Origin of the sequence: Streptomyces sp. NPDC058198 (assembly GCF_042882605.1) — a bacterium.
In the GTDB taxonomy this organism is placed as follows: Bacteria; Actinomycetota; Actinomycetes; order Streptomycetales; family Streptomycetaceae; genus Streptomyces.
On record NZ_JBHVVP010000001.1, the window covers coordinates 568,894 to 591,404 of the forward strand.

Sequence of the window (22,511 nt, forward strand, 5' to 3'; positions counted from 1 at the left end):
CGATGAACCGTGTGCCCATCCCCCGCCGCCGGCCGTGGTGGCAACGCTTAGCGGCCGCGACCGGCATGCTGGCGCTGGTGGCGACCGCCCTGGTCGGGGCCGGAACGGCGCCCGCCCAGGCGGCGGCCTGGACGCCGAAGCCCGCGCCGATGACCACCCCCTGGACCAACCAGGTGCCCGTCGACAATCCGCTGCCCGAGTATCCGCGTCCGCAGCTCACCCGTCCCGACTGGGCCAATCTCAACGGCATCTGGGACTTCGCGGTGACCGGTCGCGACGCCGGGCAGCCCGGGACGTTCCCCGACCAGATCCGGGTTCCGTTCGTCGCCGAGTCCGCGCTCTCCGGCATCCAGCGCAGGATCACCGAGACCGACAAGCTCTGGTACAAGCGCACCTTCACCGTCCCCGCGAACTGGAACGGCCGCCGGGTCAAGCTCAACTTCGGCGCCTCCGACTGGCAGACCACCGTCTGGGTCAACGGCACCCAGGTCGGTGCGCACAAGGGCGGGTACGACTCGTTCTCGTACGACATCACACCCCAGCTGAACGGCGGCACGAACACCGTCGTGGTCTCCGTCTACGACCCGACGCAGACCGGTGGCCAGGCCGTCGGCAAGCAGCGCATCAACGACGTGAAGCCGCATCCGGGCGGTGGCATCTTCTATACCGCGGCCTCGGGCATCTGGCAGACCGTCTGGCTGGAACCGGTCGCCGCGGCCCACATCACCCGCCTCGACATGACGCCGAACCTGGGCAACAGCACCCTCCGGGTGAAGGCGCAGACCGCGGCGGCGGGCGGCCGCAGCGTCCGGGTCACCGTCTCCAGCGGCGGCACCACGGTCGGTACGGCGACCGGCGCCGCCGGCGCCGACATCTCCGTACCCGTACCGAATCCCCGGCTGTGGAGCCCGGACGACCCGTTCCTGTACGACGTACGGGCCGAGCTGCTCGACGGTTCGACGGCCGTGGACTCGGTCGGCGGCTACGCGGGCATGCGGTCGATCGCCGTCGCCAAGGTCGACAACATCCTGCGCCCCGTACTCAACGGAAAATTCGTCTTCCAGAGCGGCACCCTGGACCAGGGCTACTGGCCCGACGGCATCTACACCGCGCCGACCGACGCCGCGCTGAAGTCGGATCTGCAGGCCCACAAGGACCTGGGCTTCAACATGGTCCGCAAACACATCAAGGTCGAGCCGCAGCGCTGGTTCTACTGGGCGGACAAGCTGGGGCTCCTCGTCTGGCAGGACATGCCGGCGATGGACACCGGAAAGAGCCCCAACGCGGCCGCCCGTACCCAGTGGGAGGCCGAGTACCACGCGATCATCGACCAGCACCGCAGCTCGCCGTCCGTGGTCATGTGGGTCAACCAGAACGAGGGCTGGGGGCAGTACGACCAGGCCAGGATCGCCGACGAGGTGAAGGCGTACGACCCGTCCCGCCTGGTCAACAACATGAGCGGGGTCAACTGCTGCGGCTCGGTCGACGGGGGCAACGGCGATGTGGTCGACAACCACATCTATGTCGGTCCCGGAAACACCGCGCCCACCGCCACCCGGGCCGCCGTCCTCGGCGAGTTCGGCGGTCTCGGGTACAAGGTCCCCGGGCACGAGTGGTACCCGGGCGGCGGCTTCAGCTACGAGGACCAGCCGAGCATCGCCGCCCTGAACAACCGCTTCGTCGGTCTGCTCGACAGCATCCGTATCGGCCAGATGCCCGCGGGTCTCTCCGCCTCGGTCTATACGGAGATCACGGACGTCGAGAACGAGGTGAACGGCCTGCTCACCTACGACCGCCAGGTGGTCAAGGTCGACGCCGCGCGGGTGAAGGCCGCGAACCAGGCCCTCATCCAGGCCTCCCGGACGCCTGCCCCGCCGGTCACACTGCCGACCGGGCAGTACAAGTCGCTCCGGGTCACCACCCCGGGCCACACCAACAAGTACCTGCGCCACTACAACCAGCTCGCCCGCACCGCGATCGTGGACGGCGGCAGCGACGGGCTGCTCAAGAACGACGCCACCTGGAAGATCGTCACCGGTCTCGCCAACAGCAACTGCTACTCGTTCGAGTCCCGCAACTATCCCGGCGAGTATCTGCGGCACCGGGACTTCCGGATCCGCCGGGACGCGAACGACGGCTCGGCCCTCTTCAAGGCCGACGCCACCTTCTGCGCGGTCGCGGGGACGGGCGGGGTGCGCCTGTCCAGTGCCAATCTCCCCGGCAGCTACCTCCGCCACATCGACTCGGAGGTCTGGCTCGCCACGCCCGGCGGCGGTCATGTCTGGGACAACCCGGCCACGTTCACCGAGGACACCACCTGGGCGGTGGAGGCTCCATGGGCTCCGTGATCTGAACCGCCAGGCCCTGTACGGGCCACGGCGGGCGGCCCGGCAGCGACGGTCTCGTCGCCGCCGGGCCGTCGCGCGTTACGGCTGTTCGGCGTCGTGGAGCGTGCTCACCTCCACCGCGGTGAGCACCGTGTCGTACACCTTCACCTGGTCGATGGAGCCGTTCCAGAAGTCACCGTTCGCGCCGCCCCACTTGGCACGGCCCACGGAGAGCGGCCCGGTGCTGACGTCGGCGGGGCCGGCCGGGGCGGTCGCCGCGAGCGTGCCGTCGACGTACAGCTTCAGTTCGTCGCCTTCCCGTACGCCGACGAGGTGGTACCACTTCCCGGTCTCGGGCGTCATCTCCAGCCGGGCCCGGTGACCGCCCGGCGTGCTGAAGGCGAACGCGCCCTGGCCGTACTGGAGATAGAACGGATTCTCCGTCCGCCGGCCGTCCTGGCTGACCAGCGTGGCGTAGTTGCCCGGCAGCGCGTCGAGCGTCGCCCAGGCCGACACCGAGTAGTCCTGGGTGGTGTCGACCACGGGGCCGCGGGTCTCGGCGTACTGCCCCTGGCCGTTGAACTTGAGCGCGGAGCCCTGGACGCCCGGCGTCCAGGAGGTGCCCTCGTTGAGCGTCAGGGGCGCCCGGTTGGGACCGCTGTCGGCGGCCGTCGTGCCCTTGTTCTCGTCCAGCGACCAGGCGGCGCCGCCCTTCAGCTGGTCGCGGTCACCGGCGGCCGCGCCGGCCGCGATGACCTGCTGATTGATCTGCCGCACCTTCTTCGGATCGACCTTGATCTCCCGACGGTCGTACGTCCAGAGCCCGTTGAGCTCGTTCTCCAGGTCGCTGACCTGGGTGTAGACGGAACCGGACAGCTCGGCCCCGGCCGCGGCGAGGTAGTACGTACGGGTGTTGTCGACGTACTTCGCCGTGAGGGCGTCCTTGTCCGCGACGCCGCTGTAGATCGCCGCCGGAGCGCCCGGCCACATGTGTCCCGCGGTACGGAGCGTGAAGCCCCCGTGCTCACCGTCCATCGCGGCGCGGTGGTCGGGGAACGGCGCGTCGTTGTTGACGTAGTCGTGGTGGTCGATGATGTCGCCCTTGCCCGAGTCACCCTTCGACGAGCAGCAGTTGACACCACTGTGGGCATTGACGACGCGGGACGGGTCGTCGGCCTGGACGGCCTCGGTGATCTTTCCGGTCTCGACGCGGTCCCACTCGCCCCAGCCCTCGTTGAAGACGATCCAGCCGCCGATCGAGGGCGAGTTGTGGAGCTGCTTCATCATCTCCTTGCCCTGGGAGAGGAACGCCTGCTTGCCCTGGTCGGTGCTGATGTCGCTGGAGACGAAGTCCTGCCACACCAGCAGACCGAGCTTGTCCGCGTGGTAGTACCAGCGGGGCGACTCCACCTTGATGTGCTTGCGCACCGCGTTGAAGCCGAGGTCCTTCTGCGCCTTCAGGTCGAAGGTGAGCGCCGCGTCACTGGGCTGGGTGTACAGACCGTCGGGCCAGAAGCCCTGGTCCAGCATGGCCAGCGAGAAGAACGGCTTCCCGTTGAGTACGAGCTTCTGGTAGCCGCCGACCTTCTCGACGGAGAGGGAACGCATGCCGAAGTAGCTGTCGACGCTGTCCTTGGACCGGCCGTCCGTCAGGCTCACTTCGAGGTCGTACAGGTACGGGTCGTCCGGCGACCAGAGGTGCTGGTCCTTGACCGGCAGGGTCAGCGCGCGGTTCGCCGGTCCGGTGACCGTGCCGACGGCCTTGCCCTTCTTGTCGCGGGCGACGGCCGTGATCCGGGCGCCGGCCGAGGCGTCGGCGGAGTTGACGGTCAGCGCGAGGGTGCCCTTGTCGATGTCCGGGGTGGTCGTCAGGGAGTCCACCGCGGCGGGCGCGACCGGCTCCATCCACACGGTCTGCCAGATACCGGAGGACGGGGTGTAGACGATGCCGCCCGGGTTCGTGGACTGCTTGCCCTTCGGCTGGTTCGGTCCTGTGACATCGGTGACCGCGACGATGATCTCCTGCGGGCCGCTGCCCTTGACCGCGTCCGTGATGTCGGCGGTGAATCCGGTGTAGCCGCCCGTGTGTTCGGCGACCTTCTTGCCGTTGACCCACACGGTGGACCGGTAGTCGACGGCGTCGAAGTTGAGCTTCAGCCGCTTGCCGCCGTCGCGCCCCTTGCCGACGGACCAGTTCTTCGGCACCGTGACGAGCTTGCGGTAGAACATGTGGTCTTCGTGCCGCTCAAGACCCGACAGCTGGGACTCCACGGGGAACGGCACGATGATGCGCTCGCCGAGCCGCTTGCCGAAGAGCGGCTGCTCGCCCTCGGTGGCTCCGGTGAACTCCCACGGGCCGTTGAGGTTCATCCACTGGTCGCGCACCTGCTGAGGCCGGGGGTACTCGGGCAGCGGGTGGTCGCGGTCGAGCTTGTCGCCCCAGGTGGTGGTCAGCCGGTGCGTGGACCGGTTCTTGGCCGTACGGCTGATCTCGGGGACGGTCTCGTCGCCGGCACGGAGACCGCCTTCACCGTCGTACGCGACCCGGACCTGCTGGCCCTTCTGGATCGGCGCCGCGAGCGTGACGACGAGGGCCTTGGGGTTGTTGGACGCCTTGGCCACCGACTTCACCGGCATCGGTGAGGTGTCGGCCTCGATCTTGAGGTGGTCCTTGACGCCGCCGATGTTCTCGACCTTGTCGTCGAACGTCGCCTGGAGCCGCGTGCCGTCCTCGGCGACGCTCAGCGCGACGGGGTAGACCTCGAAGTCGGCCGGCGGGGTGAACGCCTCTTCCGGCACGATCTGCTTCTTCAGGTCCTGGCTGGCCCAGCGGAGGAACATGTTGGCGCCGCCGATGTCCTGGAACATCTCGAGCCGGAACTCGTGCGGCTCGCCGGCGGTCAGTGCGACCGGCTCACTGTGCTGCTCGACGTCCCAGTCGGGCACCCAGTGGTCGATGACGACGCTGCCGTCGATGAAGAGCCTGAACCCGTTGTCGCCGATCGCGGAGAAGGTGTAGTCACCGGTGGCGGGGGCCGCTATCTGCCCGGTCCAGCGGGCTGTCGTGTTCTCGGTGCGTCCGGTCGTGGACTCGAACGTCCCGGTGAGACCAGGGAAGTTGATCTCCGGGTCGAGCGCCACGCCGCCGAGCTCGGCGAAGTCGCGAGCCCCCGGCGCGGACATCCTGAAGTACTCGCCCTTCAGACCGTGCACATCGGTGGCCGGGTCGTCGGACGCGAAGGCGGTCGCGGAGGCGGTCACGGAGGCGGCACCGGCCGGCGGGGCGGCAGCGGCGGCCGGGACCAGGGTGGCACCGACGGGCAGCAGAAGTGCGGCCGTACACGCCAGGGCTCGGAGCAGCGTTCGGGGGCGAAATGGTTGTTGTCTCAAGGCGTCGTCCTCGTCGAAGGAACAGAAGTGCCTCGCACCTGCGGGATGCAGCAGCACATAGTCGAACATTGAGCCACAGCCCCAAACACATAACAACAGTCGTGCACGCACATTTTCAACGATGGAAAATGTGCGAACGTGCAGGTCCCCGGTGAACGGGTGTGCACCGTCCATCGGGGACCTGTGGGGAAAGTGACGGGTTGCGACGCCCCGCCGGCATCGGCTGTGTCAGCCGCGGCCGTCCGGGTGGAGAACAACCTTGGTCCAGCCGTCGTCGCGAGCGTCGAAGTGCTCGTAGGCGGAGGGAGCTTCGTCGAGATTGATCTCGTGCGAGACGATGAAGCCGGGATCGGCCTTGCCGCCTGCGATCAGGTCACGCAGGGCCCGGTTGTACCTCTTCACCGGGGCCTGACCGGTCCCGATCTTCTGGCCCTTGAACCACATCAGGCCGAAGTCGATCGGCACCTTGCCGTGGGCTTCGAGATCTCCTTGAGTGTCCGCGCCGCCCGGGTCCTGGGGCAGGAACACGCCCACCACGCCGATGCTGCCGGTGAAGCGGACGGAATCGATCAGGCCGTTGAGAGTCAGGCTGGCGTCCTCGTGCCCCTGCGGGTCGTGAGCCTGGTAGCCGACGCATTCGCAGCCGTTGTCGGCGCCCAGTCCGAGAGTTGCTTCCTTCACGACCTCGGCCGGGCTCTGCTCGGCGGTGTTGATGGGGATCGCCCCCATCTCTTCGGCTATGCGCAGCCGGTCCGGCTGGTGATCGGCCACCCACACCCGGCCGGCGCCCTTGAGGATCGCCGAGTAGGCCGCCATCAGCCCCACGGGGCCCGCACCATAGACGAGGGTCTGGTCTCCGGGCTTGACACCTGCCATCTCGGTGGCGTGGTAGCCGGTGGGAAAGATGTCGGCCAGCATCACGTAGTCCAACTGGCGCTGGGCCGCGTCCTCGCCCAGGCGCAGAGCGTTGAAGTCGCCGTACGGCACGCGCAGCAGTTCGGCCTGGCCGCCCTGATAGGGCCCCATGTCCGCGAACCCGTAGGCGGCACCGGCCAGGGAGGGTTCCGGCTGCATGGTCAGGCAGTAGTTCGTCAGGCCCTTCTCGCACTGCTTGCAGAAACCGCAAGCGATGTTGAACGGCAGGACCACGTACTCCCCGACCTTGACCTTGCTGACCGCGGAGCCGACCTCGACGACCTTCCCCAGGTTTTCGTGTCCAAGGGTGCGCCCCGTCTCGAAGGAGGTGCGCCCTTCGTACATGTGCAGGTCGGATCCGCAGATGTTGGTAGTTGTGATCTTCACGATGATGTCGCAGGGGTGCTCGATCTTCGCGTCCGGTACGTCCTTCACCGTGACCGTCCGCGGTCCTTCGTATACCGCTGCCTTCATAATCATTCCCTTGTTGCCACCACGCACCCAGGCCGACCTGCTGCGCATGGTGGCGGTCCGATGGTGGTGCTCACCCCCTCCTGGAGACAAGCAACCTCCTCTCCACCGTCCCACCCGGATCCCACCCCCGCCACCTCAGGCACCCCTGGACGACCCGGCGGCCCGGGGCATTGACCTGCTGCCGGGTGTCACCAACTGCTCCGTAATCGAAGCCCAGTTGAGCTGGCAATGGCGAGCGCGGCTCTGTCAGGATCTCAGCCGCGATGAATGAAACGATCAGGAGGATTCAGATGGGATCACTACGGCGGCTGCTCGCCCGGTGGGTGGTGGTCGCGGCCCTGCTGCTGGGCGGAACGGCCCTGGCCGGTGCTCCGGCCGCGCAAGCCGCCCAGGCCGAGCAAACCGTACGGGCCGGGCAAGCCGTACAGGCGACTCAGCAGGACGGCGGCTCGACCACGATCTGCGTCAGCGTCGTTGCCATCCCGATCCCGAAGACGATGACAAGGGCCCCCGCGCCGAGAGCGCGGCTGGTCAGCAGACCGCTGACCAGCACCAGGAAGGCGGACGGCGACCGCGACATCATGTGCGTCGTCTCCGACCCGCACGCGGACCTGAAGCACTCGGCGCTGCCGACGGTCTGACGGTCCGTCAGCGGTGGTCCGGTACGGGAACACCCGCGCCGGCCGGCCCGTGGGCGATAGAGTCCACCCGTGCGTTGATTTCCTGAGCGACGGCCATCCGCCGCCGCGGACGGTGCGGGCGACCCCGGTAGCCGGTGGCCGCCCCGGCAGGCATGTCCGTCGGCATCCCACCGGAGATCACGCAATGACCGCCCAGCAACCCCTCAGCTACGACGCGTTCGTCGAACTCGCCGCCGCCGACCCGGCCGTCGTCGGCCTCGTACTCAAAGGTTCTTACGCTCACGAGGGCATGGCCACCGAGCACTCCGACCATGACCTGTACGTCGTCCTCGCAGATGGCGCGACGACGGAGCTCGCTCGTTTCGCCGGCCACCGCACGGCAGAGCTGGACCTCGTCCTCGTTTCCCTCGCCGACTTCCGGACCGCCGGGATGCCCGGCTTCGAGCGTTATGCGCTCGCCCGCGCCCGCATCGTGCTGGACCGTCTCGATGGCGGTATCGCCCGGATCCTGACCGCCAAGGCACGGCTCGACGCCGATGAGGCATTCCGGGGCGCCGGCGAGTGGCTCGACGCCTATGCCAACTCCCTCTACCGCTCCGTGAAGAACGACCGCGACGGACAGCCGCTCGCCGCCCGGCTCGACGCCGCCGACAGCATCGGCTTCCTGCTGGAGCTGCTCTTCGCTCTGGACCATCGCCCCCGGCCCTACAACAAGTACCTGCACTGGGAACTCACGCGGTACCCACTGCCCGGCTGGGACACCGGCTGTCTGTTGCAGGTCGTGGACCGCATCTCGGGGACGGGCGACGCATCCCTTCAACGGCGTCTCTTCGCTCGTGTCGAGGCGGCAACCCGGCTCGTCGGGCACGGCGCGGTGCTGGACGCATGGGGCGAGGACCTGGACCTGATGCGACCCCGGTAGCGGGCGCCCGGACGTTCTGCCCACAGAGCGGCGGCATACGTCGTCCTGGGCGGACCGCACTCCGGAGCACCGCCGACGGCCATGAGCGCCAAGCAAACGCGACATTGGCATAGACCTGACAATCGACCTCGGTTAGGCTCCCGCCGAGCAAGCCCTGAGAGCGCTCTCAGGGCTTGCCTCTGTCACCCTCATGGCGCTTCAACCCCCCAGAAAGGCCAAAGCCTTGAGAAACGCCTTCGCGATCCGCGCCGGTCTTGCCCTCCTGCTGCTCAGCGGCTGGACCACGGCCGGCTTGACTGCGGCCTCGGCGGCCCCCACCGCCTCCGCCCCCTCGGCGGCGCCCGTGTCCACCGGTCTGCTCGACGCCATGCAGCGCGACCTCGGGCTGACAAAGCCGCAGGCCACGGCTCGTCTGGCCGCCGAGAAGAAGGCGACCGCGGTAGAGAGCCGGGCCAAGGAAGCCGCCGGCTCCGCCTACGGTGGCTCGTGGTTCGACGCCGACAGCGGCACGGTGACCGTCGCCGTCACCAGCGCGGCGAAGGCCTCCGCGATCCGCGCGGCCGGCGCGACCCCCCGCGTCGTGCGGCACTCGGCCCAGCAGCTGGACGCGGTCAAGAAGAAGATCGACAAGCTCAAGGCCCCGCAGGGCGTCAGCAGCTGGCAGGTCGACGAACGCACCAACCGCGTCGTGGTGAACGTCGCGGCCGCCGACCGAGCCGACAGCGATGTCCGGGCGTTCGTCTCCCGCGCCCTGAAGGCGGGCCCCGTCACGGTCCGCGAGGACGCCGAGGCCCCGCGCACGACGGCCGCCGGCACGGTGGGCGGTGACCCGTACTACACCGGCAACGTCCGCTGCTCGATCGGCTTCTCCGTCCACGGCGGCTTCGTCACGGCCGGCCACTGCGGCGGCGCGGGCGCCTCGGTGAGCGGCTGGGACGGCTCCTACATAGGCAACTTCCAGGGATCGACCTTCCCGGGCAACGACTACGCCTGGGTCAACGTGGGCAGCGGCTGGTGGACCGCGCCCGTGGTCCTCGGCTGGGGCCAGGTCCCCGACCAGCTCGTCCGCGGCTCCAACGAAGCCCCTGTCGGCGCCTCCATCTGCCGGTCCGGCTCCACCACACACTGGCACTGCGGTGTCATCCAGGGCAAGAACATCACCGTCAACTACAGCCAGGGCGCGGTGTACGCGATGACTCAGACCAGCGTATGTGTCGAAGGCGGTGACTCCGGCGGCTCCTACATCAGCGGTGACCAGGCGCAGGGCATCACCTCCGGCGGCTCCGGCAACTGCACCAGCGGCGGCCAGTCGTTCTACCAGCCCATCAACCCGGTCCTCAGCCGCTACGGCCTGACACTCCACACCGCCTGACGCCTAACGCGTCGACGAAGGAGGAAACGCCGCATCCTTTCGGGGCGCCGACGGCCGGGCAGAGGCTTCATGCCGGGCCGTCGGCAAACCATGGCCGAGGCGCCGCGAACTCCCGCAATGCCTGTCCGTAGCGGCCGCCGAAGTCGACCCTGGTGACATGCTTGACGGCGAACTTGGACGGCTCGTCGTGCCATCGAGCATCAGGGTCGATCAAGTGCAGTCCAAGCGATTTCCGCCTGAGACCGACCAGCGCGCCGATCCAGCACGCGTCGGTCCTCCGGTGCTCGGTGTGGACACCGAGCAGGCCGTAGTGCCGGCTGCCTGCCACCAGCAGTTCGTGCAGATCACGTGGCAGAACACCGCCCATCGGCTTCGCCACCGGCCAGTGCCCGCGCCGTCGCAGGGCGCGGACGGTCAGCGAATTCTCATCGCCGCGCCGCTTCACCCGGGTGATGTCGCTCGTCCGCACCGCCGTATAGCCGTCGACCAGCACGTCCGTACATGGTGCGAGCAGCGTCCACGCGCCGCTCGCGCCGACGACGAACCCTTCGATCGAATCGGCGCCCCGGATAGATCTGTCGATGCGGACGAGGTTCCCGGTACTGGCCGCTCGGTCCAGCTTGCGTCTGGTCCCGTCCAGAACTGCGGAGGGACGCTCCTGTGAGCCTTTCACCCGCTCATCATCCTGCCGGAGAAGCGCAGTCGGCCACCGAATTACGGCGGCTGCCACGGCGGCCCGGCCGGGGCGCGAAAGCGTGTTCCGGCCATGTGCGGCGGCGGTGCGCACGGAGGGCGTGGGGCGGAAGGGGCGGGGTGCGACGACAGAGCACCGGGGCGCGGCAGGACCGGCCGACGCGCGCCGCGACCCGTGGTGGTGGAGCGGGTTCCGGAGCCCCTGGGGCAGGTGCGGCGGGCACCGGAACGGCTGGCGGAGAACGCCACAGCGGGGCCGTTCTTCTGCGACTGTGAGCGCCGGACTCCAAGCGTGTGACGCACCGTCGGGACGCGGGCGGGCACGTACTTCCGTGGTTCTCCACGGCCGCCGCAGGTCAGCGCCGAGGCCGCCCGTCCCGCGACCGCACACACCGGACTTCCGCACCACAGCACCGGACCGCGCAGGCAGCACCGACCTCACCAACAGGGGGTACGCCCATGCACGCCCGCACCGCAGCTCCGTCGAACAGACCCGTCCGGGCCGTTCTGCTCATCATGGGGATGCTGGCCGCACTGCTGGCCGCCGCCCTGCCCGCCGCCGGCACCGCCCAGGCCGCCGTCCCCGACCGCTGGGGGTTCGCCTACCTGGACAACGCGACCCCGCCCCCCGGCTACGTACCCGACCCCTCCCGTCAGTGGGGCAGCTGGGTCTCTCCGTCCGCCAACCCCGTCAGGGTCGACCAGCTCGGCCTCGGCTCGTACGTGGTGCACTTCCCGCAGATCGGCGGCCCGGGCGGGATCGCCCACGTCACCGCGGTCAACAGCGCCGCTCACTGGTGCCAGCTCGCCGGCTGGCAGCCCGCGGGATCCGGTGAGGACGTCTACGTGAACTGCTATCTCCCCAGCGGTGCACCCGACAACTCCACCTTCACCGTCCTCTACACCAGCAGCAGCGGCGCTCCCGCCACGCCGACCGGCTCCTACGGCTATGTGTACTCCGACAGCAGCGGCACGGTTCTCACCCAGTACAACTCCACCGGGGCGGTGAACACGGTGAGCAAGGGCTCGACCGGCATCTGGAAGGCGTGGCTGCCCGGTCTCGGGCTGTCCGGCTACGCCGGCAACCTCCAGGTCACGGCGGTCGATGCGCAGCAGGGGGCACACTGCAAGGTGTCCGACTGGGCGCCGGGCTCCACCGGGCAGACCGTCGTGGTCGCCTGCTACGACGCGTCCAACGCACCGTACGACGCCAAGTGGACCCTGAGCTATTCCTATCTGCGGGCGGTCCATGGACCGGCCTTCCCGCCGAGGTCGTTCGGCTACCTCTGGTACAACGGATCGCTGCCCCCGCTGACCAACTACAACTCCCACGGCGCCACCAACACCCTCGGCGGCTCGGGAGCGCCCTTCGTCGTCACCCTGCCGTCGGTGGCCGTCCCCTCGGACACCGCTCAGACCACCGCCTACGGCAGCGGCCCCGGATACTGCGGCCTGTACGCCCCCTGGGCCAGGCCCGGCGGCGCCGTCCAGCTCTACGTCAACTGCTTCGGCCCTGGCGGAACGCCGGTGAAGGCCCCCTTCTTCACCGCGTACACCTCGGCGTTCTGACCTCTGTTCCGGTCGGGCCGTCAAGAAGGCCAGGGCCGGCCGTTGCTCCCGGTGCGATACGAGCCGGGAGCAACGGGGGAACCGCGCCTGTCCCGTCACCTGTGGTCAACACTCAAAGGGGCGACGCAGCACCCAGGGCAGCAGGAACCACATGGCGGCGAACAACATTACGGTGACGGCGGTGATGGTGGCAGCCGCCGTGTGCCCGAGTACCACATCGGTCACCAACAGGACGGCGCCGTTGATGGCAAGGGCAAGGAAGAAGAGTCCGACGAGAGCGAGCCGTGCGGACACGTCTACGATGCGGCGTTTGGCGCCCCTGTGGAAGAGCCCCCGGTGCAGGGCCACGGGAGTGGAGAGAATCACCGAGGCCACCACGGTCAGCAGCAGCGTCGCGATGTAGGCGCCGGTCTGAAACTCGCTGAGCTGGCCGAAGCGACTGGTGAACGCGAGACCGAGCAGGAAGGCGAAGACGATCTGGACGCCGGTCTGAATGACCCGCAGCTCCTGAAGGAGCTCCACCAGGTTGCGGTCGGCCCGCTCCGCGGGTGTCTCCGGGCGCCGCACCCAGGGCTGCTCCGGCATCGTCGTCATGGCCTCACTATGCCGCGACCGGTAGGGCCACGCATGCCCGGACAGCGACATGTCTCGTCAATCGACATGACGACACCCCCTGCCGTGTTACTGCCGTTTTCGCCATTCCCCCGTGTGCTGGTGGGTGGCCATCAGGTAGGTGACCGTTCGGCTGACGTCGCTGGCGGAGATGATGCCGACGAGCCGTTCGTCCTCCAGCACCAGCACTCTGTGCTCCGCGCCGGGCTCCATACGCGGCAGGAGGTCCGCCAGCGGGACGTCCGGCGCGACCGTGGTGACCTGCGCCAACGGCAGCATCGCGTCCCCGACCGTACGAGACTCCCGCTGCTCCTCGGGGACACGCCTGGCACGGTCCAGGGTGACCAGCCCCTCCGCCTTGCCTCCTTCACTCACCACGGGAAAAGCCGAATACCGATACCGGTGGCGGGGGTCGGTGAGGAACTGCGAGACGGTCAGCCCGATCGGCACGGTGACCGGGTCGGGGGTCATGGCTTGCCGGACCGGGATGCCCCCCAAGGTGGTCCGCACCTGCGCCTGCCGTCCTTCCGCGGTGGCGGCGGCAATGAGGAACCAGCCGATCAGGGACAGCCAGAGTCCCTCGAAGGTGCGGGTCACGACGAACAGGAGAAAGCCGGCCGCGACGAGCAGCCAGCCGAAGGCGCGCCCCGCGGCGCTCGCGTTGATCGTCGCCCGCAGCCGGTCTCCGGTCCGGCGCCACAGGAGGGCGCGCAGCAGGCGGCCTCCGTCCAGCGGAGCGGCCGGGATGGCGTTGAACAGGGCAAGGAGGACATTGATCACGGCCAGCCAGAGCACCGCCTCCACGAGCAGTCCCGAGGCGTGCCCGAGATGGAGGAGCCAGGCGCAGAGGCCGAAGAACACTCCGAGCAGGAGGCTGACCAGAGGGCCGACCCCTGCGATACGCACTTCCGCGGCCGGATTCTTCGCCTCCGATCTCATCCGGGCCACGCCGCCGAGAAGCCACAGTGTGATGTCCTCCACCTGCACCCCGTTACGCCGGGCGACGATGGCATGGGCGAGTTCGTGGGCGAGGAGAGAGGCGAAGAAGAACAGGGATGTGATGAGTGCGGCACCCCAGTACAACGCGGGCGTGTGCCCGGGCTCCACTTGCGGAAAGCGGCCCTGCGCGAGGCCCAGCGCGAGCAGGAAGAAGATCACCAGGACACTCCAGTGCACCCCGATCCGCACCCCGGCGATCCGCCCCAGCGAGAAGGTTGCTCGCACGTCACTCTCCCTGTCTGATCGGCGTTCCGTCCGATACGTCAGCCGACGGAACGCTGCTCCCATGGTGCGGCCATGAGGACTGCCCGGCATCCGAAGCGCGGCGCCCTGGGCGCCGCAGAGCCCATCGCAGGCAGGGGCGGCTCAGGAAGCACTCGGTTCAGGGCAGGCGGCGCAGGACGTCGCCGAGGGTTGCCACACCTTCGCTGATGTCCGTGGGCGAGCTCGCCGCGTAGCCGAGGACCAGCCCGGGGCGTGCTGCGTGCTGGCTGTGCCAGGACAGTGGCTGCACCTTCACGCCACGGGCAAGTGCGGCGGCAGCGAGGTCGGTGTCGGCGAACTCGGCGTCGAACGTGATCATCAGGTGCAGGCCCGCCGCGGCGCCGTGCACGACCGCGTGCGGAAGGTGGGTTCTGATCGCGTCGACCATGGCGTCCCGGCGACGGCGGTGGCGTGTGCGCAGAAGCCGCAACTGGCGTTCCATCTCGCCCGATTCCATGAACTGGGCCAGCACCTGCTGCGGCAGTGCCGCGTTGCCGAGGTCGGCGAAACGCTTGGCGGCGATCAGAGCGTCCTGATACCTCGGCGGTGCGAGAACCCAGCCGATACGCAGAGCGGGGGCGAGGAGCTTGGATACGCTCCCGGCATAGCAGACATGACGGGGAAGTACGGATCGCAGGGCGGGGACCGGAGGCCGGTCATAGCGGTGCTCGGCGTCGTAGTCGTCCTCGATGATCAGTCCCTCGTTCTCGGTGGCCCAGCCCATCAGTTCACGACGCCGAGCACCACTGAGCACCACTCCGGTCGGGAACTGATGCGCGGGCGTCAGCAAAACGGCTGGAGCGGCCGTGTCGCGCAGTGCGTCGACGCGCGCGCCGTGGGAGTCGACCGGGACCGGCGGGGTGTCCAACCGTTGATCGCGCAGAAGCTGGCGGGCCCCGAGTGATCCTGGGTCCTCCACGGCCACCGCGGAGATCCCGTCGTCACGCAGCGCGCGTCCGAGCAGGCTGAGTGTCTGGGAGGTGCCGGCGACGATGAGTATCTCGGCCGGGTCCGCCCTGATCGCCCGGTTGCGGGCGAGCCAGTTGGCGATGGCGTGGCGCAGCGCCGGTGTCCCACGAGGGTCTCCGTATCCGAGGTCGGACGCCGGGAGGTTGGCGAGTACGCTGCGTTCGGCACGCAGCCACGCCGATCGCGGAAACGCGGCGAGGTCGGGCACGCCGGGCGACAAGTCGATCCGGGCGGGTGCCGCTCGCACCGAGTCGAAAATGTCCGCACCGGGTGCGGCCGCGAACAGCGCACTCGGCGACGGTCGAGCGCCGGGCGTGGCCGGGGGCACTTCCGGCGGCGAGGCGGGAGCGGCGACAACGATCGTTCCGTTGCGCCCGTGTCCTGCCACGTGCCCGTCCTCTGTCAGTCGCTGGTACGCCTCTGTGACCACGCCGCGGGACACCCGCAGTTCGTCGGCGAGTACCCGGGTGGCCGGCAGCCTGGTCCCCACCGGCAGGCGGTGGTCCGATATCGCGAGCCGAAGCTGCCGGGCCAGCCAGTCGGATCGCCTGCCCACCGGCGCGTCGTCGATGTTCAGTTGCAGGAAGTCGGCTCCGGACACTATGGACTGGTCGGAGGAGCGCCGATTGGACCTGTTCATCGAGCCATAGTGGCAGCAGGGTGAACGCATGGATACAGCGATGACATCCCCTGAAGCGAGCGTGACGGCCGGCTATGTGCACGGATACTCGGAACGCGAGGCGGCCCGGCTCGGCGACCAGGCGGACACGTTGGCGGCGTTGTTGCACGCGGGCACGGCCTATCCCGCCGGTAGCCGGGTGCTGGAGATCGGTTGCGGGGTCGGCGCCCAGACGATCCACCTGGCCCGGGCCGGCCCGGGGGCCCACATCGTCGCGGTCGACCACGCTGATGATTCCCTCGCACAGGCCCGCGCCCGTGTCGCGGCCCACGCGCCGGGGGCGGATGTGGAGTGGTGTCACGCTGATCTGTTCGATCTCCCCTTCGCCGAGGCGGAGTTCGACCATGTCTTCGTCTGCTTCGTCCTGGAGCATCTGTCGGACCCCCGGCAGGCACTGACCGCGCTACGGCGCGTGCTGCGGCCCGAGGGCACCATCACCGTGATCGAAGGGGATCACGGATCGGCGTTCTTCCATCCCACCAGCGCATACGCTCAGGCGGCGATCGAACGTCAGGTCCAACTGCAGTCCGCCGCCGGCGGAAACGCGCTGATCGGCCGGCAGGTGCAACCGCTGCTGGCCCAGGCGGGATACGAGGACATCGTGGTTCGTCCCCGCACGGTGTACGCCGACCAGACCCGGCCCGCACTGGTCGACGGCTTTACGCGCAACACGTTCATCGCCATGGTCGCATCGTCCCGGGCCGACGCACTGGCCGCCGGGCTCACGACCGCGGCCGACTGGGATCGGGGGATCACCGACCTGCACCGCACCGCACAGGCCGACGGGACCTTCCACTACACATTCTTCAAGGCCGTCGCCGTGAACCCGCCCGGCGCCGCCACCGCGGGCCGATGACCGTCACCCGCCGGCCCGCGAGGCGGCCGCCGTAGCCGAATGCGCCTCGGTCGCCGAACCGGCCATAGCCGTCACCGCGGGTGCTCGCGTGCGAGCTGATCTGCCCGGTCCAGGCACCGTGCTCGTTGACGGAGGTCCTCGACTTGTGGAAGTCGGAGTTGTCGGCCGCGGCGACGCCGGCAGCGCCGAGGACGAACAGCGGTGCGGCGAGAGCTCCGACGCTCCCCGTGTCGCTCGGCACGGGATAACAAGACACGTTTCGCTGCTGGGCAAGGGAAGAACTCCCGCTGCCACGACGGGCATGCCAAAGGCGCCCCGCATGAAATACTCCCTTCGCTTTTCCGTGACAACGGAAGGCCGCACCCTGTCCCGGATCCGACTAGGTCTCGGATCCGGGACAGGCAGTGAAGGGATGCCTCTCGCACCGGCACCCCTGTCACCACACGGCATTCGGCACACCCCCCGCCCCGGATTGCCGCGCGGCGCCGATTCACCCGGACGGCCCAACGAGGCTGCTCGCTCAGGCGTGGAGGTCGACGACGACCTTGACGTCGTCGCTGTGCTTGTGCACGGCGTCGGCGAAGCCGCTCATCGGCACCCGCCGGGTGATGAGGCGGTCCAGCCAGCCCGGGTCCGCCTTGGCCAGGGCGTCGGCGGCCTGCTCGTAGTGACGCCGGCCGGCGTTGACCGAGCCGAAGACCACGATGTTCTCCAGCACCATTTCCCGGTTGGTCGCGTCCAGGTCCACGGCGACCTTCCTGCTGCCGGGGGAGATGCCCGTCAGACAGATGACGGCGCCGGCCCCGACCACATCCGTCAGCGCGTAGACCAGTGAACCGACACCGGTGCATTCGATGGCCACGTCAGGCTCCAGACCGATGTCCCGGACGTCGCCGGTGTGGAACGTCGCACCCAGGTCCGCGACCAACTGAGGCTTGGGTCCACTGGCGTTGAGGTCCAGTACATGCACCTCCAGGCCGCGCTGCACCCCGAGCATCGCGGCGAACAGGCCGATCGGCCCGGCGCCGGTGACCAGAGCGACCTGGGGCTTCCAGGAGGACCGGGTCAGGATGCGATCGGTCTGTTCCCATGCCTTGGCGAGTACGGAGACGGGCTCCAGCAGGACTCCGCGGTCGCCCAGCCCGGGGTCGAGCTTGACCGCGTACTCCGGTTCGGACCGCCACCGTTCAGAGCCAAAGCCGTTCAGCTCCTTGATACCGCGCTCGGTGTACAGGCCGTTGCGGCAGAAGTCCCACTCGCCGTGCGAACACGGTCCGCAGGGGACCGGGTCGGGGCGCCGCACGATACCGGCGACCAGGTCTCCCGGTGCGAAACCACTGCCCTCGGGCGCCTCCAGCACCGTACCCAGGGATTCGTGCCCGACCAGCAGGCGCCCCTGACCGGGCGGCGGCGCACCGTAGCCCTTGTCGACGATGTCGATGTCGGTACCGCAGATGCCGAGCAGCCGGCCCTCGACGAGCAACGAGCCCTGTGCCGGGCCGGGTTCGTCGACGTCGCGTGTCTCCACCTGACCGGGCTGACCGGGCTGACCGGGCTGACCGGGTACGACGGTGATGGCCTTCATCTCCATGCCCTCCTTGCACCGAACGCGCGCGTTGCGTCTGCCCCACCTGCGAAGTGAGAGGGCGCGGCCGTTCGCGTGCCGGGCTGGTTCGCGCACGGCCGGGCTGGTCCCCGTACGGCGGGTTGGCCCGCGTACGGGGAATCACGCGCATCCGGCGCCGCAGGCCGGCCCGCCTCTCCAACGTATCGCCGTTCCACCCCGCTGTCGCGATCAGCAGGGTGCTCCCGTTCCCGGACACCGTCGCCACCGCTCGCCGAGCACCTCCGGTTCCGCCATCCTGAAAAGGAGGCCGTCGCCGAGCTCGCAACGGAACAGAGGGGCAGGGACATGGGCCCGATCGCGGTGCTGTTCGACATCGACGAAACCCTGGTGCACACCGGCGGCGCCGGTGCGCGCAGCTGGACATGGGCGTTCGATCAACTGCACGGTGTGGCCGCCGACATCGGTGAACACACCTCGGCCGGTGAGACCGATCCGCAGGTCGGCCGGCAGACGTTTCGCGGGGTGCTCGGCCGGGACGCCGGCCCCGACGAGATGAACCGGCTGTTCGCCGCGTACCTACTGCACCTGTCGGACGACATCTGGCGGTCCGACGGCTACCGGGTTCTGGATGGCGTCGAGGACACGCTGCGCCGGATCGCGGATGCCGGGATCATCCTGGGCCTGACGTCCGGCGCCATGGAGGGCGCGGCCAGGACAAAGATGGAACCGGGCAAGCTCGGCCGCTACTTCCTGTTCGGCGCCTACGGCTCGGACTCGCCGGACCGGGGAGAGGTGACCAGGATGGCCGTCGCCAAGGCCGCCCGGCTGCACGGACGGGATCTCGCCCGGGAAGAGGTGTACGTAGTGGGCGACACACCGCGGGACGCCGAGGCGGCCCATGCGGCGAACGCGACGGCGATCGGGGTCGCCAGCGGCCACTACACCGTGTCTGAGCTGCGGGCCGCGAAGGCCGATCATGTGCTCAATTCCCTGGCGGAGCCTTTCCCGGGTCTGTGAGGCGGTCACCAGGCGTAGACACGGGGCATGATCTGGTGACGCGCCGTATCCTCGGGGCCGGGGTAGGCCACCAATATGGGCAGACCGCTCGGGTCGCGGCCTTCGACCTCCGCCAAGCCGTCAGCCGCCTGTTCGGAGGCGAGGACAAGAGCCGAGCGGTCCTTGAGTACGCGCTCGCACCGACGGAGATCATCGCGGCTGTCCGCCGTCCAGATCACGTACTGGATGCCGATGGCGCCGAGCGGGTGATCCGCGCCGGGGCCCACGGCACGTACGTACAGCTGGGTGCCATCCGTGCCGACGAGCAGCGCGGCGGTGGTCGAGCGTACGGTGACCCGCATTTTCAGCAGTTCACGATAGAAGTCCACCGAGCTGTCGAGATCCTGGACGAACATCACGACGGACGCCAGCCGAGGCCCGTGGCCCTCCACCGGCGGATCAGCCGGCTCATCGGCCGGCTCACCGGCCCGCGAGGACCCGCCGGAACTGGGCGTTGCCGCTGAATCGGTACCCATCGAGACCTCCAAACGTCTCTGTGCCGTACCTTCCCGTCCTTCCGTCGGCGCGGCCGGCCAGGCTCTGTCCGGCGGCGGTGATCCGCTGCCCGCCGGTCCCCGTGAAGGGCACGGCGTCGCCCTCGTGCGGGGTCCGGAATCTCTCGGGCAGCTCGATCACGCCACCGGGCTGGAGACATCCGCCGGGCATCTGCACACCACGCTACGTGCTGCCTTCTCCCCCGGCCACAGATCACCGACGGCCGCGGCGGTGATCCAGGGGCGGCGGTCCTTGCCGAAGACCTTGGTGAGATCTTCGTGCCCGGCGGGTGCTGCCACCGCTGGGACTCTCGCGTGGTGGGGCCGGCGGGAATGTACCGCCCCGCGCCGGCCCCATGGACGTCGTGTGGGATCTGTTCTTCTGGCTTACCCGCGGGGAACGGCGTCGAAGATGACGGTGAAGCCGGCCGTGTAGAGCCCGGTTTGAGTGTCGGCCGGTTTGGCGGCAGCGATCACCATGTCGGCTTGCGTTCCGGGAGTGGACTCTCCGTCGTTCACGACCTCTTGGGGTGTTGCTGTCAACACCACGCCGTTGAAGGTGGTGGTCAACGGGATGGCGTCCGACCTGTTGGAGAGGGAGGCGGGGCCCCCTTCGATGTAGGCGTGGACGCTGCCGTCTGTATTCTTGACGTCGAATGTGCCCCTGAGTGGGGAGAGTTCACCCGAGACGGGGTTGTAGGACAGGACCTCGTCCTTGCCGAAGTTGGGATCCCTGGGCTGGACGTGGAACTGCTTGCTGGGGATGGTCGCGGAGATGTGGACCGGAGAGGGAACGGGGTCGGATTGGGGCGCGGCGACGGCGCCGGAGACCGTGGCGGCGGCCGTTGCGACGGCGAGGGCAGCGACGGTGAGCGGGCGGGATGTACTCGTCATGCCCGGTCAACTTGGCCGGTGGCGCAAAGTCACGCGCACGTGCCCTGCGGCGGTGGCTGCTCGGGCAGCGGCCGGTCGTCGACGACACGCTTCATGACCAGGGTGGAGATCAGACGCTGGACACCGGGCAGGGTGGCCAGTCGCTGGTCGTAGAGCTGCTGGCACCCGTAGCGGACTTCAGCGCCGCGCCAGCGCCAGCACGCTCAATCCGAACATCAGGACGCCCAGGGGGACATGGACCGACGGTATGTGCGCGATGCCGAGCACGACCTGGACCGAGGCGAGGACAAGGAAGCCGGACGCGTGCCAGACGGGCCGGGGCGAGCCGCCGCCCGGCTTCCACGCCAGCACCGCCGCGAGCACGTACAGCATCGACGCCCCGTACATCACACGGGCTCCGACGCTGTGCAGCGTCTCACCGTAGGACGAGGTCAGCAGCAGTCCGGCGGAGACCGCTTGAAGGAAGATGGTCAGGGTCTGCAGAGTGATCGCGATCTGCAGAAACGAGAAGCGGTGCTGTGTCGTCGCCTGGGTTGCCATGCCACGGTCCCCTTTTCCGCCCGGGGGCAGTAGATCGATAAGGTCTCACCAGCCCGACGACGCGGGCCTGCGAAAGGTAAGGCGAGGAGGCGGTCGGGAGCATGGGGACGCCTGGGACGAGCACCGATGAGATAGCCGGTGAGCGGCGCCAACTGATCAATGTCGCCTACCGGTTGCTCGGTTCACTGGCCGAGTCCGAGGACGCCGTACAGGAGGCCTACGCGCGCTGGTACGCGCTGCCAGGAAGTCGGCAGGAGGAGATCGTGTCCCCCGGCGCCTGGCTGACGACGGTGACCGGCCGCATCTGCCTGGACGTGCTCGGCTCGGCGCGGGCCCGGCGTGAACGCTATGTCGGCGCGTGGTTGCCCGATCCGCTGCCCGACCGCGCCGAGTGGGGCCACGGCGATGGCACCGACCCCGCCGACCAGATGGTCCTGGACGAATCGGTGACCATGGCCTTCCTCGTCGTCCTGGAGTCGATGACGCCCGCCGAGCGGGTGGCGTTCGTCCTGCACGACGTCTTCCGGTACCCCTTCGCCGAGATCGCCGGCATCCTCGGCCGGACCCCTGCGGCCTGCAAGCAGCTCGCGGCCTCCGCCCGGCGGCGGGTGCGCGTCGCGCGGGCTCCGGCGACGGCGGCCGGGCAGGCCGACGCGGTGCGGCGTGTCAAAGAGGCATGGGAGACCAAGGACATCGCGGCCCTTGTCGACCTCCTCGACCCGGCCGCCGTGATGACCGCCGACGGCGGCGGCATGGTCGGTACCGTCCTACGCCCGATCGAAGGCGGTGCGCGCATCGCCCAGTACATGGTCACGCTCGCAGACAAGGCTCCGGGCCTCGAACTCCTGGAGCGGTCGGTCAACGGCGCACCGGGCCTGGTGGCCCAGCGTGCCGGCGTCGTCATGACCGTAGCCTCGCTCGATGTCGCCGACGGCCGCGTCACCCGAATCTGGGCGATCCGCAATCCGCAGAAGCTACGGCCGTGGCTGCGGGACGGCTAGGCCCTGTCTCCTTGAAAGGCTATGGCCGCCATTTCTGGTGGTATGCGGGGTGCTCGGCGTATGACTGGGCGAGGACTCGTAGCGCGTATGCCAGGCCGGCCGAGCGGGGGTCCGAGGAATCCATGGCCTTGTAGTCGTGCGCCAGTTGCTCGGTCAGGTCGAGCATGGGGAGATGGCTGTCGAGAAGAGCCTCGCCGCCCAGGGTGTCGGCAACGTAGGCGTAGGTGTGGTTGTCGTCCATGACGCGTGCGACGAGGAACCTCACAAGATCGTCCAT

The 22,511-nt window shown here is 69.0% G+C and carries 21 protein-coding genes; 8 read left to right on the top strand and 13 right to left on the bottom strand.

The features are described 5' to 3' along the window. Nucleotides 1–2 precede the first annotated feature (2 nt). Complete coding sequence (locus tag ACFVWW_RS02610) at nt 3–2,348, top strand: AbfB domain-containing protein (protein ID WP_386875460.1); 2,346 nt, start codon at nt 3–5, stop codon at nt 2,346–2,348. Between the two features lie 78 nt (nt 2,349–2,426). On the opposite strand, the gene ACFVWW_RS02615 is transcribed toward ACFVWW_RS02610, so the two are convergent. Both ACFVWW_RS02615 and ACFVWW_RS02620 read right to left on the bottom strand, forming a co-directional pair. Continuing rightward, complete coding sequence (locus tag ACFVWW_RS02615; RefSeq protein WP_386875462.1) at nt 2,427–5,786, bottom strand: LamG-like jellyroll fold domain-containing protein; 3,360 nt, start codon at nt 5,784–5,786, stop codon at nt 2,427–2,429. 159 nt (nt 5,787–5,945) lie between these two features. Continuing rightward, nucleotides 5,946–7,106, bottom strand: coding sequence for a glutathione-independent formaldehyde dehydrogenase (locus tag ACFVWW_RS02620; protein ID WP_384328028.1), 1,161 nt, complete (start codon nt 7,104–7,106; stop codon nt 5,946–5,948). Nucleotides 7,107–7,396: 290 nt separating this feature from the next. Between ACFVWW_RS02620 and ACFVWW_RS02625 the strand changes: the two genes are divergently transcribed. The 3 genes from ACFVWW_RS02625 (at nt 7,397) to ACFVWW_RS02635 (ending at nt 10,041) form a co-directional block, all read left to right on the top strand. Further along, nucleotides 7,397–7,747, top strand: coding sequence for a hypothetical protein (locus ACFVWW_RS02625; RefSeq protein ID WP_386875464.1), 351 nt, complete (start codon nt 7,397–7,399; stop codon nt 7,745–7,747). A gap of 184 nt (nt 7,748–7,931) precedes the next feature. Further along, on the top strand, nt 7,932–8,669 hold the full coding sequence (locus ACFVWW_RS02630; RefSeq protein ID WP_386875466.1) for a hypothetical protein: 738 nt from the start codon (nt 7,932–7,934) through the stop codon (nt 8,667–8,669). A gap of 190 nt (nt 8,670–8,859) precedes the next feature. Then, complete coding sequence (locus ACFVWW_RS02635; protein ID WP_386875467.1) at nt 8,860–10,041, top strand: S1 family peptidase; 1,182 nt, start codon at nt 8,860–8,862, stop codon at nt 10,039–10,041. A 67-nt stretch (nt 10,042–10,108) separates the two neighbouring features. Here the strand turns inward: ACFVWW_RS02635 and ACFVWW_RS02640 are convergent, their stop codons facing one another. Further along, nucleotides 10,109–10,828, bottom strand: a complete 720-nt coding sequence (locus ACFVWW_RS02640) for a hypothetical protein (protein WP_386875469.1) — start codon at nt 10,826–10,828, stop codon at nt 10,109–10,111. Between the two features lie 365 nt (nt 10,829–11,193). Here ACFVWW_RS02640 and ACFVWW_RS02645 point away from each other — a divergent pair, with 365 nt between their 5' ends. After that, on the top strand, nt 11,194–12,303 hold the full coding sequence (locus tag ACFVWW_RS02645) for a hypothetical protein (RefSeq protein WP_384328043.1): 1,110 nt from the start codon (nt 11,194–11,196) through the stop codon (nt 12,301–12,303). Nucleotides 12,304–12,408: 105 nt separating this feature from the next. On the opposite strand, the gene ACFVWW_RS02650 is transcribed toward ACFVWW_RS02645, so the two are convergent. The 3 genes from ACFVWW_RS02650 to ACFVWW_RS02660 form a co-directional block, all read right to left on the bottom strand. Beyond that, nucleotides 12,409–12,897 (bottom strand): DUF6328 family protein, encoded by a 489-nt coding sequence (locus ACFVWW_RS02650; RefSeq protein WP_384182638.1) that lies wholly within the window; start codon nt 12,895–12,897, stop codon nt 12,409–12,411. An 87-nt stretch (nt 12,898–12,984) separates the two neighbouring features. Next, on the bottom strand, nt 12,985–14,139 hold the full coding sequence (locus tag ACFVWW_RS02655) for a site-2 protease family protein (protein WP_386875472.1): 1,155 nt from the start codon (nt 14,137–14,139) through the stop codon (nt 12,985–12,987). Nucleotides 14,140–14,296: 157 nt separating this feature from the next. Then, nucleotides 14,297–15,787 (bottom strand): PLP-dependent aminotransferase family protein, encoded by a 1,491-nt coding sequence (locus tag ACFVWW_RS02660; RefSeq protein ID WP_386875473.1) that lies wholly within the window; start codon nt 15,785–15,787, stop codon nt 14,297–14,299. A 40-nt stretch (nt 15,788–15,827) separates the two neighbouring features. On the opposite strand from ACFVWW_RS02660, the gene ACFVWW_RS02665 reads away from it, so the two are divergent. After that, nucleotides 15,828–16,682, top strand: a complete 855-nt coding sequence (locus ACFVWW_RS02665; RefSeq protein ID WP_386875475.1) for a methyltransferase domain-containing protein — start codon at nt 15,828–15,830, stop codon at nt 16,680–16,682. Here the strand turns inward: ACFVWW_RS02665 and ACFVWW_RS02670 are convergent. Together ACFVWW_RS02670 and ACFVWW_RS02675 are read right to left on the bottom strand one after the other, a co-directional pair. Beyond that, nucleotides 16,633–16,923, bottom strand: a complete 291-nt coding sequence (locus ACFVWW_RS02670; protein ID WP_386875477.1) for a hypothetical protein — start codon at nt 16,921–16,923, stop codon at nt 16,633–16,635. The two genes, ACFVWW_RS02665 and ACFVWW_RS02670, sit on opposite strands and share 50 nt — an antisense overlap. A gap of 279 nt (nt 16,924–17,202) precedes the next feature. Continuing rightward, the gene (locus tag ACFVWW_RS02675; protein ID WP_386876707.1) at nt 17,203–18,267 is read right to left on the bottom strand and encodes a glucose 1-dehydrogenase; all 1,065 of its coding nucleotides are present in this window, start codon (nt 18,265–18,267) and stop codon (nt 17,203–17,205) included. Between the two features lie 327 nt (nt 18,268–18,594). On the opposite strand from ACFVWW_RS02675, the gene ACFVWW_RS02680 reads away from it, so the two are divergent. Continuing rightward, complete coding sequence (locus tag ACFVWW_RS02680) at nt 18,595–19,266, top strand: HAD family hydrolase (protein WP_386875479.1); 672 nt, start codon at nt 18,595–18,597, stop codon at nt 19,264–19,266. Nucleotides 19,267–19,271: 5 nt separating this feature from the next. Here ACFVWW_RS02680 and ACFVWW_RS02685 read toward each other — a convergent pair whose 3' ends face one another. From ACFVWW_RS02685 to ACFVWW_RS02700, 4 genes are all read right to left on the bottom strand, one after another. Next, complete coding sequence (locus tag ACFVWW_RS02685; RefSeq protein WP_386875481.1) at nt 19,272–19,781, bottom strand: VOC family protein; 510 nt, start codon at nt 19,779–19,781, stop codon at nt 19,272–19,274. A 156-nt stretch (nt 19,782–19,937) separates the two neighbouring features. Further along, a complete protein-coding gene (locus tag ACFVWW_RS02690; protein WP_384182650.1) occupies nt 19,938–20,099 on the bottom strand; it encodes a hypothetical protein in 162 nt (53 codons plus the stop codon). 87 nt (nt 20,100–20,186) lie between these two features. Beyond that, a complete protein-coding gene (locus tag ACFVWW_RS02695) occupies nt 20,187–20,693 on the bottom strand; it encodes a CS1 type fimbrial major subunit (RefSeq protein WP_386875483.1) in 507 nt (168 codons plus the stop codon). A gap of 177 nt (nt 20,694–20,870) precedes the next feature. Then, nucleotides 20,871–21,233 (bottom strand): hypothetical protein, encoded by a 363-nt coding sequence (locus ACFVWW_RS02700; protein WP_384328063.1) that lies wholly within the window; start codon nt 21,231–21,233, stop codon nt 20,871–20,873. A 101-nt stretch (nt 21,234–21,334) separates the two neighbouring features. On the opposite strand from ACFVWW_RS02700, the gene sigJ reads away from it, so the two are divergent. After that, entirely contained in the window at nt 21,335–22,234 is a 900-nt protein-coding gene (gene sigJ, locus ACFVWW_RS02705) for an RNA polymerase sigma factor SigJ (RefSeq protein WP_386875485.1), read from the top strand. Nucleotides 22,235–22,253: 19 nt separating this feature from the next. Here the strand turns inward: sigJ and ACFVWW_RS02710 are convergent, their stop codons facing one another. Further along, nucleotides 22,254–22,511: a DUF6221 family protein gene (locus ACFVWW_RS02710; protein ID WP_384328069.1), complete on the bottom strand. Its 258-nt coding sequence runs from the start codon at nt 22,509–22,511 to the stop codon at nt 22,254–22,256.